Annotated in this window: 14 protein-coding genes; 7 read left to right on the top strand and 7 right to left on the bottom strand. The window is 66.1% G+C overall.

The window, feature by feature from the left end:
• Positions 1 to 77 precede the first annotated feature (77 nt).
• Positions 78 to 848, top strand: a complete 771-nt coding sequence (locus NFE57_RS12555; RefSeq protein WP_252135926.1) for a hypothetical protein — start codon at positions 78 to 80, stop codon at positions 846 to 848.
• An 83-nt stretch (positions 849 to 931) separates the two neighbouring features.
• A complete protein-coding gene (gene nadA, locus NFE57_RS12560) occupies positions 932 to 1,942 on the top strand; it encodes a quinolinate synthase NadA (protein ID WP_252135927.1) in 1,011 nt (336 codons plus the stop codon).
• 38 nt (positions 1,943 to 1,980) lie between these two features.
• Here nadA and NFE57_RS12565 read toward each other — a convergent pair whose 3' ends face one another.
• Together NFE57_RS12565 and NFE57_RS12570 are read right to left on the bottom strand one after the other, a co-directional pair.
• The gene (locus NFE57_RS12565; RefSeq protein ID WP_252135928.1) at positions 1,981 to 2,706 is read right to left on the bottom strand and encodes an esterase/lipase family protein; all 726 of its coding nucleotides are present in this window, start codon (positions 2,704 to 2,706) and stop codon (positions 1,981 to 1,983) included.
• Entirely contained in the window at positions 2,706 to 3,401 is a 696-nt protein-coding gene (locus NFE57_RS12570) for a TIGR02117 family protein (RefSeq protein WP_353653923.1), read from the bottom strand. Before NFE57_RS12570 ends, NFE57_RS12565 begins: the two co-directional genes overlap by 1 nt.
• 26 nt (positions 3,402 to 3,427) lie before the next feature.
• Here NFE57_RS12570 and phhA point away from each other — a divergent pair, with 26 nt between their 5' ends.
• The 3 genes from phhA to NFE57_RS12585 all read left to right on the top strand — a co-directional run bounded on the left by phhA (position 3,428) and on the right by NFE57_RS12585 (position 5,536).
• On the top strand, positions 3,428 to 4,309 hold the full coding sequence (phhA, locus tag NFE57_RS12575) for a phenylalanine 4-monooxygenase (RefSeq protein WP_252135930.1): 882 nt from the start codon (positions 3,428 to 3,430) through the stop codon (positions 4,307 to 4,309).
• 190 nt (positions 4,310 to 4,499) lie between these two features.
• Positions 4,500 to 4,787 carry a PspC domain-containing protein gene (locus NFE57_RS12580; protein ID WP_252135931.1) on the top strand — a complete coding sequence of 96 codons (288 nt, stop codon included), beginning with the start codon at positions 4,500 to 4,502 and terminating at the stop codon, positions 4,785 to 4,787.
• A 47-nt stretch (positions 4,788 to 4,834) separates the two neighbouring features.
• On the top strand, positions 4,835 to 5,536 hold the full coding sequence (locus tag NFE57_RS12585) for an NAD-dependent deacylase (RefSeq protein WP_252135932.1): 702 nt from the start codon (positions 4,835 to 4,837) through the stop codon (positions 5,534 to 5,536).
• A gap of 13 nt (positions 5,537 to 5,549) precedes the next feature.
• Here NFE57_RS12585 and era read toward each other — a convergent pair whose 3' ends face one another.
• Genes era through lepB form a run of 4 tightly spaced genes read right to left on the bottom strand, consistent with a single transcriptional unit; the run spans position 5,550 to position 8,375 of the window.
• The gene (gene era, locus NFE57_RS12590; RefSeq protein ID WP_252135933.1) at positions 5,550 to 6,443 is read right to left on the bottom strand and encodes a GTPase Era; all 894 of its coding nucleotides are present in this window, start codon (positions 6,441 to 6,443) and stop codon (positions 5,550 to 5,552) included.
• 45 nt (positions 6,444 to 6,488) lie between these two features.
• On the bottom strand, positions 6,489 to 6,830 hold the full coding sequence (locus NFE57_RS12595) for a GIY-YIG nuclease family protein (RefSeq protein WP_252135934.1): 342 nt from the start codon (positions 6,828 to 6,830) through the stop codon (positions 6,489 to 6,491).
• 55 nt (positions 6,831 to 6,885) lie between these two features.
• Positions 6,886 to 7,608: a ribonuclease III gene (rnc, locus tag NFE57_RS12600; protein ID WP_382280575.1), complete on the bottom strand. Its 723-nt coding sequence runs from the start codon at positions 7,606 to 7,608 to the stop codon at positions 6,886 to 6,888.
• Entirely contained in the window at positions 7,545 to 8,375 is an 831-nt protein-coding gene (gene lepB, locus NFE57_RS12605) for a signal peptidase I (RefSeq protein WP_252135936.1), read from the bottom strand. Before lepB ends, rnc begins: the two co-directional genes overlap by 64 nt.
• A gap of 117 nt (positions 8,376 to 8,492) precedes the next feature.
• Between lepB and pgi the strand changes: the two genes are divergently transcribed.
• Both pgi and gorA read left to right on the top strand, forming a co-directional pair.
• Positions 8,493 to 9,989 (top strand): glucose-6-phosphate isomerase, encoded by a 1,497-nt coding sequence (gene pgi, locus NFE57_RS12610; protein ID WP_252135937.1) that lies wholly within the window; start codon positions 8,493 to 8,495, stop codon positions 9,987 to 9,989.
• A 127-nt stretch (positions 9,990 to 10,116) separates the two neighbouring features.
• Positions 10,117 to 11,463 carry a glutathione-disulfide reductase gene (gene gorA, locus NFE57_RS12615; RefSeq protein WP_252135938.1) on the top strand — a complete coding sequence of 449 codons (1,347 nt, stop codon included), beginning with the start codon at positions 10,117 to 10,119 and terminating at the stop codon, positions 11,461 to 11,463.
• A 27-nt stretch (positions 11,464 to 11,490) separates the two neighbouring features.
• Here the strand turns inward: gorA and NFE57_RS12620 are convergent.
• Positions 11,491 to 11,962: AMP-binding enzyme (locus NFE57_RS12620; protein ID WP_417438929.1), on the bottom strand; the 472-nt coding region annotated here is incomplete at its 5' end.

The following is an 11,962-nucleotide window of genomic DNA, read 5'->3' on the forward strand; positions in this document are numbered from 1 at the left end:
GCCTACGCATTTTCCACTATTGGGCTGATCGTTTCGCTGGAGTATCGTTCTTCGCCTGTGGCTGGGGGAGTGCTGCAATGGCGACGGTTCTTTCCGCTTCGGCTCCGCGCACGCGTGAGCCCCGGTTTTTCTTCGTCTCGGCCTGCGTCATGGCGGCGACGATCGTGGCGGGGTTTTCGCTGCACTGGCTGATGGGGCGCTCGACATTCCGGGCGCCGCTCCACGTCCATGTCCATGCTGTGGCTTTCATGGGCTGGACTGCGCTTTACGTGTTCCAGACCCATCTGATTACCAGCGGTGCACGGGCGCAGCATCGCCGGCTGGGCTGGATCGCCGCAATCTGGGCGAGCCTGCTGGCGCCGATCGGCATCTATACCACCATCATCATGGTGCGCGCAGGCCATACGCCGTTCTTCTTTACGCCCGCGTATTTCCTCGCGCTCAACCCGATCGGGGTGCTGACCTTCACCGGACTGTTCTGGGCGGGGGTCGCGATGCGACGACGCACCGAATGGCACCGGCGGCTGATCTATTGCGCGATGACGATGCTGCTCGCACCCGCATTCGGGCGCCTGCTGCCGGCGCCGTTGATGATGCCATGGGTCGGGCTTGGGATATGCGGCGCGCTGCTGCTGTTTCCCTTGGCCGGGGTGATCGCCGACTGGCGCACGCGCGGCCGCGTCCATCCCGGCTGGTGGGTGGGGATCGGCACCATCGTCGCGGCGCAACTCCTGATCGAGATCATCGGGCGCAGCGCGCTCGGGCTCGCTTTTGCGCAGGCGGTGACCGCCGGCAGCGTGGGCGGTGCGCTGCCGCTCGATGCCTATCCGCCGTTTCCCCTGTCCTGAGCCCCTGTCCTGATCCCATGTCTTGATCCCGTGGCCTTGCCGCGCCACATGGGCACAAAGCCAGCACGGGGATTTGGGACGCAATGGACGCACGGAACGGCATCGGTGGCAGCCTGACGGGGCTGGATCTGCGCGCGGAGATCGATCGGCTGCGCAAGGAACGCAACGCCGTCATCCTCGCGCATTATTACCAGAAGCCCGAGCTTCAGGACATTGCCGATTTCGTTGGCGACAGCCTCGATCTGTCGCGCAAGGCGGCCGCGACCGATGCCGATGTGATCGCGTTTTGCGGCGTGCGCTTCATGGCCGAAACCGCCAAGATCCTGAGCCCCGACAAGATTGTGGTGCTGCCCGACATGGATGCCGGGTGCAGCCTTGAGGATTCGTGCCCGCCCGACGAATTCGCAGCGTTCCGCAAGCAGCATCCCGACGCGATCGCGCTGACCTATATCAACTGTTCGGCGGCGGTGAAGGCGCTCTCCGACGTCATCGTCACCTCGTCGTCGGCCGAGAAAATCCTAAGCCAGATCCCCGCCGACCAGCCGATCATCTTCGGCCCCGACCGCAACCTTGGGGGTTATCTGGCGCGCAAGACCGGGCGCGACCTGATCCTGTGGCCGGGGGTGTGCATCGTCCACGAGGCGTTCAGCGAAACCGAATTGCTGAAGCTGCGGGCCGAATATCCCGATGCGCCGATCGCCGCGCATCCCGAATGCCCGGCGGTGATCCTCGATCACGCCGATTATGTCGGCTCGACCAGCGGTATCCTCGCTTATGCCAAGGACATGCCCGGCGACACGCTGATCGTCGCGACCGAGCCGCATATCATCCACCAGATGGAAAAAGCGTTTCCGAACAAGACTTTCATCGGCGCGCCGGGGGCGGACGGAAACTGCAATTGCAACATCTGCCCCTATATGGCGCTCAACACGATGGAGAAGCTCTACATCGCGTTGCGCGACCTCGAACCGCGGATCGAGATCGAGGAAGGGCTGCGGCTTCAGGCCAGGAAGAGCCTCGATGCGATGCTCGCGATGGCGAGCGGCAGCGTCGGCATGGGCGATCTCGGCCCGGTCAAGGTGACGGGGGACTGAAACCCACCGTCATGCCGTTCGTGGGATGACGGCGACGGTCAGTCGGCTTTCTCCCCGCCCAGCACGTCGGCGATCGCGCGCAGCACCTCGGGCTTCAGCTGCACCCCCATGTGGCTCGATTGCACTTCGATGCAGCGCCCCGCGCCATCGGCTTCCGAGCGGCAGATCATGCCGTTGACCAGCCCGTCGCTGCGGCTCCAGATCGCGGTGGCGGGAACGGCGAGCGGCGCCGCCGCCTCGGCGAGCAGCGCCTGGTGGCGCGGCGAATCGACGCGTTCGCCGGTCAGCCATTCGTAGGTACGCCAGAGGTTGGTCGCGTGCGGGTCGCCCGCAAAGGGCGAGGCGACGGTGATGACCTCGCGGACATGTTCGGGCCAGCGCTGCGCGGCGAAGCGCGCCATGATCCCGCCCAGACTGACCCCGATCAGCGTCACCGGTTCACCGGTCTCTGCGACGATCCCGGCGATCCGCGCGCCGAGCTTTTCGCCGTCGGGGCCGATCGTGCGCAGCGAGAAATTGTGCCCGAGCCCCCAGCCGAACGCGCGATAACCGAGCGCCGACAGATAGCGCCGCATGATGAAGTTCGAGCGGTCGGACACGAACAGCCCCGGAATCGCGAGCACCGGCCGGCCGTCGCCCTTGGGCGCCGCCGCCAGCATCTGCTGCGAAAAGGCGTGGCTGGTGATCGACCAGATCGCGCGCGGCAGTTCGGCCGCCAGTGCGAGCTTCGAAGGGGCTGCCCTGTCGTCGGCATGTGTCGCCATCAAAACCATCCCATCACGGTCGCGGGAAACGGAGTCCACGCACCGACACGAACCCCGGCGTGGCGCAACGCCGCTCCCGTCCAGGCGTTGCATGTCATCAAAGCGTCATAGCGCCCTTTTGCTCCATAGAAGGTGTCGAAATCCTGATAGCCGCGTGAAATCCGGGGCATTTCACCCGGCGCGGCATCGATGCTCGCGCGGATGAAGGCGACGAGGCGGCGATATTCGGCGGTGCCGAGCACGATCGGGCGGACGCTGACGGTGGGGCGGGGCCGGGGCAGATAGGTGACATGCACCAGCGTCGCGTCGCTGCCGAATGCGGCGCGCAGCACGGTCAGCGGGCGGACATCGGCCCAGGTGGGGGTTTCGAGATAGAAATGGCGCTCGCCCCAGCCGAAGGCGAGATGATCGAGGCGGGTATAGCGCGGGTCGCCGAAATGCTCGGGGCGCACCAGCCGCGTCCAGTCGATCCCGGCGGCGCGCTTGGGCAGGATCAGATCGGTGTGGACGCCGTTGGTCTCGACATAGATCGTGATTCCTGTCGCGGGTGGTCGCCAACGGGCATTGGCGGGGATCGCGCCGCCGACCAGCCCGGCGGTCACGTAAACGGCGGTCAGCAGCGCGACTCCTGTCGCCAGCCAGAGGATCGCCCGCCTCAGAAAACGCCCGTATCGCATCGCGCGATATTCGCGCATCCCGCCCAATATGCTATGCTCTTTCGATGGCAGCAGACACGCATGTCCTCGACAAGCCGCCCGAAGGCGCCGCCGCCGACTGGACGATTCCGCAGCATTGGGCGCATTACACGCCCGAGGAACATCGCACCTGGGATACGCTGTTCGAGCGGCAGGCGCGGCTGCTGCCGGGCCGCGCGTCGGACGCCTATCTGCGGGGGCTCGACGTGCTCAAACTCTCCAAGCCCGGCATCCCCGATTTCGCGGAATTGTCCGAACGGTTGATGAAATTGACCGGCTGGCAGGTCGTCGCGGTGCCGGGGCTGGTGCCCGACGACGTGTTCTTCGATCACATGGCCAACCGCCGTTTCGTCGCGGGCAATTTCATCCGTCGCCCCGATCAGCTCGATTATTTGCAGGAACCCGACGTGTTCCACGACGTGTTCGGGCATGTGCCGATGCTCGCCGATCCGGTGTTCGCCGATTATCTCGCAGCCTATGGTCGCGGCGGGCAGCGCGCGATGGAATTGGGCGCGCTCAAGCATCTCGGGCGGCTCTATTGGTACACGGTCGAGTTCGGGTTGATCGAGGAGGCCGGCGCCTTGCGCATCTATGGCTCGGGGATCGTCTCGAGCTTTTCCGAAAGCCGCTTCGCGCTCGACGATCCGAGCCCCAACCGCCTCCGCTTCGATCTGAAGCGCGTGATGCGCACCGAATATCGGATCGACGATTTCCAGCAGAATTATTTCGTGATCCCAAGCTTCGATGAGCTGCTGCGCGTCACGGTCGAAAGCGATTTCGCGCCGCTCTACGACGAGATCATGGCGCTGCCCGACATTGCGATCGCCCAAATCCTGCCCGAGGATAACGTCATTACCGAGGGCACACAGGCCTATGCGCGCGCCAGGGCGCCCGCGGTGGTGGGATAGGATCACCTGCGCGTCACGGGGGTGGGAATTTTCACCAACACGTGGCGTAGGCTCCATTGTCGCGTGGCGTGCCATCGCCTGATGCCCGGCCGGGCGCCCGGAATTGCGTGCCGTCCTCTTTTTGGCACGTGCTTTGCGAAGCCTCCTGCAATCGCGCCGACCCCGGTCGGCCCGCTCACAGGAGGTTCGCGTGCAGAAGCAATCCTATTGGTCGCTGTTCAACCGCCCCGACACGCTGTTCGGGGTCTGCGAAGGCGCGGGGCAGGATCTCGGCATCAGCCCCAATCTGCTGCGGCTGGCGTTCGCGGTGGCGATGGTCTGGAATCCGGTCGCGGTGCTGGCGGCTTATGCGCTGCTCGGCGTCGGGGTCGCGGTGTCGCGCTGGATCGCGCCGATGCCCGTCGCGCCGCCGCTGGCGGTGGTGGCCGAAACGGAACATCACGACGTGGACGCGCCCGTCTTTGCACAGGCTGCCTGAACCGCCCGCGATGGCATCGGCGGGGTGATCCGGCTATCGCTCTGCCGATGCGCAACGTCTCCAATATCGTCATCCTCACCGGCGCCGGGATTTCGGCCGAAAGCGGGCTCGCGACCTTTCGCGGCCCCGATGGGCTGTGGGAGGGGCACCGCGTCGAGCATGTGTGCACCCCCGAGGCGCTGGCGCGCGATCCAACCACGGTGCACCGCTTCTACGACGCCCGCCGCGCGGCGCTGGCGACGGTCGTGCCCAATGCGGCGCACGAGGCGCTGGCGCGGCTCGACGCGGGGTGGCCGGGCGAACTGCTGGTCGTCACCCAGAATGTCGACGACCTCCACGAACGCGCGGGGGCCCGGCGGCTGCTCCATATGCACGGCGAGTTGCGCTCGGCGCTATGCGCGTCGTGCGACGCGCGGCAGGATTGGCACGGGCCGATGGGCGAGGGGCGGCACTGCGCGGCGTGTGGCGCGCCCGCGCTGAGGCCCGACATCGTTTTCTTCGGCGAGATGCCCTATCACATGGATCGCATCGAGCATGCGCTGGCGCGCGCCGATCTGTTCGTGTCGATCGGCACCTCGGGCGCGGTCTATCCCGCCGCCGGGTTCGTCCAAGCCGCGCGCCATGCCGGCGCGCGGACGCTCGAACTCAACCTCGAGCCATCGGCGGGCAGCGGCTATTTCCACGAAACACGGGTGGGCCCTGCCAGCGCGTTGGTGCCGGCATGGGTGGAAGAGATGCTGCGCGCCTGATCGGCTTGGCCGCTCAATCCACCCAGTCGAGCCCGAGGTCGCGATAGATGCTGCGATCCTCGTCCCAATTCTCCTTCACCTTGACGTGCAGGTAGAGGTGGACGGGATGGCCGAGCAGAGCGGCGAGTTCGGCGCGGGCCCTGGCGCCGATTTCCTTGATCCGGCTGCCCTGCTTGCCGAGGATGATCGCGCGCTGGGTGGGGCGGGCGACGAGGATCTGCTGGTGGATCTCGACCGAACCGTCCTCGCGCTCCTTATACGCCTCGGTCTCGACCGCGCTGGCATAGGGCAGTTCGGCGTGGAGCTGGAGGTAGAGCTGTTCGCGCGTCACTTCGGCGGCGAGCATCCGTTCGGTGACGTCGGACACCTGGTCCTCGGGGAAATGCCACGGCCCCTCGGGCATCGCGGTGGCGAGCGCGGTCTTGAGTTCGGGGACGCCGTCGCCGGTGGTGGCGGAGACGAAATAGGTTTCGACGAACGGCGTGATCGCGTGGAGCCGCTCGACATGGGTGAGCAGCCGCGCCTTGTCGGCGATGTCGACCTTGTTGAGGATCAGATATTTGGGCTCTGGGCGCTGGGCAAGCGCCTCGGCGATACTCGTCACCTTGGGGCCGAGGCCGCCCTTGCCGTCGACGACGAACGCGATCACGTCGGCGCCCTCCGCGCCGCCCCAGGCCGCGGCGACCATCGCGCGATCGAGCCGCCGCCGGGGCTCGAAAATGCCGGGCGTATCGACGAGCAGGATTTGGGCATCACCTTCCAGCGCGACGCCCATCAGTCGCGTACGCGTGGTCTGCGCCTTGGGGCTGACGATCGCGACCTTCTGGCCGACCAGCGCGTTGACGAGCGTCGACTTGCCCGCATTGGGAGCGCCGACGACGGCGACAAGGCCGCAGGATTGGGTCATGATTGAGAAATCCGGGAACAGGAGGGTGGGGTTACGGATCGGGCACTAGCCGATTTTGGGCCCGGGCGCCTTACTCTTTACCGTTCGCCCTGAGCTTGTCGAAGGGCCGTTCTTGCTTTTGGCCAACGTGCTGATTGCGGCCCAATCGCTTCGGATTAACGCGAGTTTTTTCGCGCGGCTCCAGCCTTTGATCCGCCTTTCAGCTTCCAGCGCTTCCAGTCGCGATGGAAAGGCCTGACTCCAGACGAGCGTCACCGGGGTGTATTTGCGCGTGAAACCGGGCGTCAGGCCGCTTTGATGCTGGGCGAGGCGGGCTTCAAGATTGTCAGTATGGCCTGTGTAGAACACACCGCCCCGGCAATGGAGCATATAGGCCCAGAAGCTCATGTTGGTGGCTTACGAAGAAAAACGGTGCTTCGACAAGCTCAGCACGAACGGGAGGTCAGGATAGCTTCTCCAGCAGCGCCGCGGCCGCCGCGGTTTCGGCTTCCTGCTTGCTGGTGCCGGTTGCGGTCGCATCGGCGAGATTGTTGATCGAGACCCTGATCGTGAAACGCGGCGCGTGGTGCGGGCCCGAACGATCGACGATCTCGTAGAGCGGGGCCTTGCGGTTGTGCGCCGCGGCCCATTCCTGGAGCGCGGATTTGGGGTGCTGCGGCGCGGCGCTGTGGGTGCGGACGCGATTGCCCCAGGCGCGATGGATGAAAGCGCGCGCGGGCTCCAGCCCGGCTTCGAGATAGAGCGCGCCGAGTAGCGCCTCGACCACGTCGCCGAGCACATTGTCGCTATCGGCGGCGCCGTCGTCGCGCGCCTGTTTGCCGAGCTTCAGATAATGGGGCACGCCGATGGCGCGGGCGATCTCCGCGCAGACCGCGCCGGTGACGAGCGCGTTGAGCCGCTTCGAGAGCGATCCTTCGGGCTCGGCCGGGAAGGTCTCGAACAGCCATTCGGCCATCACCAGCCCGAGCACGCGGTCGCCCAGAAACTCGAGCCGTTCGTAAGTGTCGCGGGTGTGGCTGCCGTGGGTCAGCGCCCGCTCGAAGCGCGCGAGATTATCGGGCGCACGGCCGAACGTGGCCGTGAGCCAGCCGGAGAGATCGGTCAAAAGCCGCTCCCGATCCGGCTCCAGCGTGCCGCCGTTATCCAGGTCCACGGCTTGATCCATTCGGCCGAACCGTCGGTCGACCAATAAGTGAGGATCGCCTTGCCTTCGAGATTTTCGATCGGAACGTAGCCGATGCCGCCCGCTTCCTGGCTGAAGCGGCTGTCCTCGCTGTCGTCGCGATTGTCGCCCATCATGAAGACATGGCCTGCGGGCACGGTGTAGACGCCAGTATCGTCGGCGGGCGAGAAGCCGCGATCGATCGTGTCGAAACTGGCCCCGCCGGGCAGCGTCTCGCGATAGCGGACATAGCGGCACACCGGCGCCCCGGCGGCGTCCACATCCTCGAACGCGGCGTCACAATGATAATTGGCGGATTGCGGGATGATGAAATCGGCGATCTTTTCGCGCGGCACCGGCTGGCCGTTGAGGATCACCTGCCCCCCGCGCATCTGGATCGTATCGCCGGGCAGGCCGATCACGCGCTTGATGTAATCCTGCTTGTCGCTCGGCGGGGCCTTGAACACCACGACATCGCCGCGTGCCGGCAGTCGGCTGAAGATCCGCCCCGGAATGAGGGGCACGCTGAACGGCAGCGAGTGTTTCGAATAGCCGTAATTCCATTTCGAGACGAACAGATGGTCGCCGATATAGAGCCGCGGCAGCATCGATTCGGACGGGATGCTGAACGGCGCGAAGACGAAGCTGCGGATCACGAACACCAGCACCGCCAGTTTGAGCAGGAACACCAGCGTGTCGGCGGTTTCGGAGCGCTTCTTGCGCGCCTTGGGCGCGGCAGCAGGCGCGGCGGCTTGTGGGGTCTCGGCCATGTTTCAGGCTTTGCGGCGCGCGCGGCGCAGCGTCAAGCCGGGCGTTTCGGGTGGCAAGCCGGCGGCGGCATCGGTAGAGGGAGCGAGACTTCCGATCCACCCGCCGAAGGAACCCCGATGGCCAACCCCGACTGGAGCGCGATCGATGCGCTCGACTCGCCCCGACTCGACACCCTGTTCGCCGAGGATGGCGACCGCGTCGGGCGCTTTTCGGTCGATGTCGCGGGGCTCCATTTCGACTGGTCGAAAACCCATCTGACCCAGGCCGCGGTGCAGGCGTTCGCCGCGCTGGCCAGGGCGCAGGATCTGGCCGGCAAGCGCGAGGCGATGTTCGCGGGCAAGCCGATCAACGTTACCGAGGATCGCGCCGTCGAGCATAGCGCCGAACGCGGCGAGGGCGCGCCCGAGGCGGTCGCCCGCGCCGCTGCATTCCACGCCCGGATGCGCGCGCTGATCGACGCGATCGAGGGCGGGGCACTGGGGACGATCCGCCACATCCTCCATGTCGGCATCGGCGGATCGGCGCTGGGGCCGGACCTGCTGATCGATGCGCTGGGCCGCGACGAGGATCGCTACGACGTCGCGATCGTGTCCAACGTCGATGGCGTCGCGCTCGAAGAGGCGTTCGCGCGGTTCGATCCCGCCGCGACGCTGCTCGTGATCGCCTCCAAGACCTTCACCACCACCGAGACGATGCTCAACGCGACCAGCGCGCTTCAATGGATGGCCGAGGCCGGGGTCGAGGATGCCTATGGCAAGGTAATCGCGCTCACCGCCGCGCCCGACAAGGCGATCGAATGGGGGGTGGACGAGACGCGCGTACTGCCGTTTTCGGAAAGCGTCGGCGGGCGCTATTCCTTGTGGTCGTCGATTGGCTTTCCCGCCGCGCTGGCTCTGGGCTGGGATGCCTTCGCCGAACTGCTCGATGGCGCGGGCGAGATGGATCGCCACTTCCGGCTCGCCGCGCTCCACGAAAACGCCCCCGCGCTCGCGGCGTTCGCGGACCTGTTCTACACCCAGGTGCGCCACGCCGAGACGCGCGCGACCTTCGCCTATGACGAGCGGCTGCGGTTGCTGCCCTCGTACCTCCAGCAGCTCGAAATGGAATCGAACGGCAAGGGGGTGACAATCGAGGGTGCCCCCGTTGGGCGGCCGACCGCGCCGATCACCTGGGGCGGGGTGGGCACCGACGCGCAGCATGCGGTGTTCCAGTTGCTCCATCAGGGCACGCATCTGGTGCCGGTCGAGTTCGTCGGCGTGATCGAGCCGGGCGACGTGCTCGCCGACGATCATCATCGCCAGTTGCTGATGAACATGTTCGCGCAAGGTGCCGCGTTGATGCGGGGGCGCGCCAATCCCGACGATCCCGCGCGCGCCTATCCGGGCGACCGGCCGAGCTCGACGATCCTGCTCGAGATGCTCGATCCGCGCACGCTGGGGGCGCTGATCGCCTTTTACGAGCAGCGCGTGTTCGTGCGCGCGGTGCTGCTGGGGATCAATCCGTTCGATCAGTTCGGAGTTGAGCTGGGCAAGGAAATGGCCAAGGCGGCGGAAAAGGGTGGGCAGGATTTTGATCCCTCGACCACCGATCTGATGCGCCGCGCTTTCGGATAATTCCAATCGTCCGGTCACGCTGAGCCGGTCGAAGGGCCATTTTTCTGTGGCAAGCCCTTGAAGAAGAGCGGTGCTTCGACAAGCTCAGCACGAACGGTTTGTTTTCTTTGCTCCGGAGCCCCCGACCATGCCCCAATATGACTATGATCTTTTCGTCATCGGCGGGGGTTCGGGTGGGGTGCGGGCGTCGCGGGTGGCGGCGGCGCACGGCGCGACCGTCGCGATCGCCGAGGAATATCGCGTCGGCGGCACCTGCGTGATCCGCGGCTGCGTGCCCAAGAAGCTGCTCGTCTATGGCGCGCATTTCGCCGAGGATCTGCACGATGCGCGGCGCTTCGGCTGGAACGTGCCCGATTGCAGCTTCGACTGGACGGTGCTGCGCGATAATGTGCTGGGCGAGGTCGATCGGCTCAACAAGGCCTATACCGAGACGCTCGAAGGCCACGGGGTCGAAGTGATCCTCGAGCGCGCGACGATCGCCGGCCCGCACGAGGTTGCGTTGGCCGGCGGGCGCACCGTGACCGCCAAAATCATCCTGATCGCCACCGGCGCGACCCCGCACGTGCCGTCGTGCCCGGGGCACGAACACGGCATCACCTCGAACGAGGCGTTCCATCTCGATGCGATCCCGAAGCGCATCCTGATCGCGGGCGCGGGCTATATCGCCAACGAATTCGCAGGGATTTTCAACGAATTCGGGTCCAAGGTGACGCTGATCAACCGGTCCGACGTGATCCTGCGCGGTTACGATCATTCGGTCCGCGACCGGCTGCTCCAGATCTCGACGATGAAGGGGATCGATTTCCGCTTCAACGCCGATTTCCGCGGGATCGGCAAGAATGACGACGGCAGCCTGACGGTCGAGATGACCGGGCACGAACCGATCACCGTCGATTGCGTGATGTTCGCCACCGGCCGCGTGCCCAATACCGGCGATCTCGGGCTCGAGACGGCGGGGGTCGACTGGGATGCGAAGGGCGCGATTGTGGTCGATGCCGACAATCGGTCGACCTGCCCGAGCATCTATGCGGTGGGTGACGTCACCAATCGCGTCCAGTTGACCCCGGTTGCGATCCGCGAGGGGCAGGCGTTCGCCGACAGCGTGTTCGGCAACAAGCCGACGCGGGTCGATTACGAGAATATCCCGAGCGCGGTGTTCTGCCATCCACCGATCGCCGGCGTTGGCATGACCGAAAGTCAGGCGCGCGAGAAACTGGGCTCGATCAAGGTCTACACCGCCGATTTCCGCGCGATGAAGAATGTGCTCGCGGGGCGCAACGAGCGCGCGCTCTACAAGATGGTGTGCGACGGCGAGACCAACCGCGTGGTGGGCCTGCACATGATCGGGCCGGACTCGCCCGAAATCCTTCAGGCTGCCGCAGTGGCGGTGAAGGCCGGGCTGACCAAGCAGGCGTTCGACGAGACCGTCGCGCTCCACCCCAGCATGGCCGAGGAACTGGTGTTGATGAAATAAGGGGCGCGTCGCCGCGCCCGTTATGCGTCACCCGACGCGGTGGGCGACGAGATCGTCGACGACGCCGGGGTCGGCGAGGGTTGAGGTGTCGCCGAGGTTGGTGGTGTCGCCCTCGGCGATCTTGCGCAGGATGCGGCGCATGATCTTGCCGCTGCGGGTCTTGGGCAGGCCGGGCGCGAACTGGATCGCGTCGGGGGTGGCGATCGGGCCGATTTCCTTGCGCACCCATTGCGCCAGCGTCTTGCGTAGATCGTCGTCGGCGGTGACCCCGACGTTGAGCGTCACATAGGCATAGATACCCTGCCCCTTGAGATCGTGCGGGAAGCCCACCACCGCGGCCTCGGCGACCAGCGGGTGGAGCACCAGCGCGCTTTCGACCTCGGCGGTGCCCATGCGGTGGCCCGAGACGTTGATGACGTCGTCGACCCGGCCGGTGATCCAGTAATCGCCGTCCGCATCGCGGCGGCAGCCGTCGCCCGAGAAATAATAGCCCGGATAG

This window comes from Hephaestia sp. MAHUQ-44 (assembly GCF_023806085.1).
Lineage (GTDB): Bacteria > Pseudomonadota > Alphaproteobacteria > Sphingomonadales > Sphingomonadaceae > Sphingomonas.

Bases quoted from the DNA above. Each gene is read 5' to 3' on its own strand.
- lepB (WP_252135936.1), bottom strand. From the start codon at position 8,375: ATGGCCGAGACCCCACAAGCCGCCGCGCCTGCTGCCGCGCCCAAGGCG.
- NFE57_RS12595 (WP_252135934.1), bottom strand. From the start codon at position 6,830: ATGAGCTTCTGGGCCTATATGCTCCATTGCCGGGGCGGTGTGTTCTAC.
- NFE57_RS12565 (WP_252135928.1), bottom strand. From the start codon at position 2,706: ATGGCGACACATGCCGACGACAGGGCAGCCCCTTCGAAGCTCGCACTG.
- era (WP_252135933.1), bottom strand. From the start codon at position 6,443: ATGACCCAATCCTGCGGCCTTGTCGCCGTCGTCGGCGCTCCCAATGCG.
- NFE57_RS12555 (WP_252135926.1), top strand. From the start codon at position 78: ATGGCGACGGTTCTTTCCGCTTCGGCTCCGCGCACGCGTGAGCCCCGG.
- pgi (WP_252135937.1), top strand. From the start codon at position 8,493: ATGGCCAACCCCGACTGGAGCGCGATCGATGCGCTCGACTCGCCCCGA.
- phhA (WP_252135930.1), top strand. From the start codon at position 3,428: ATGGCAGCAGACACGCATGTCCTCGACAAGCCGCCCGAAGGCGCCGCC.
- NFE57_RS12585 (WP_252135932.1), top strand. From the start codon at position 4,835: ATGCGCAACGTCTCCAATATCGTCATCCTCACCGGCGCCGGGATTTCG.
- NFE57_RS12570 (WP_353653923.1), bottom strand. From the start codon at position 3,401: ATGCGCGAATATCGCGCGATGCGATACGGGCGTTTTCTGAGGCGGGCG.
- nadA (WP_252135927.1), top strand. From the start codon at position 932: ATGGACGCACGGAACGGCATCGGTGGCAGCCTGACGGGGCTGGATCTG.
- rnc (WP_382280575.1), bottom strand. From the start codon at position 7,608: ATGGATCAAGCCGTGGACCTGGATAACGGCGGCACGCTGGAGCCGGAT.
- gorA (WP_252135938.1), top strand. From the start codon at position 10,117: ATGCCCCAATATGACTATGATCTTTTCGTCATCGGCGGGGGTTCGGGT.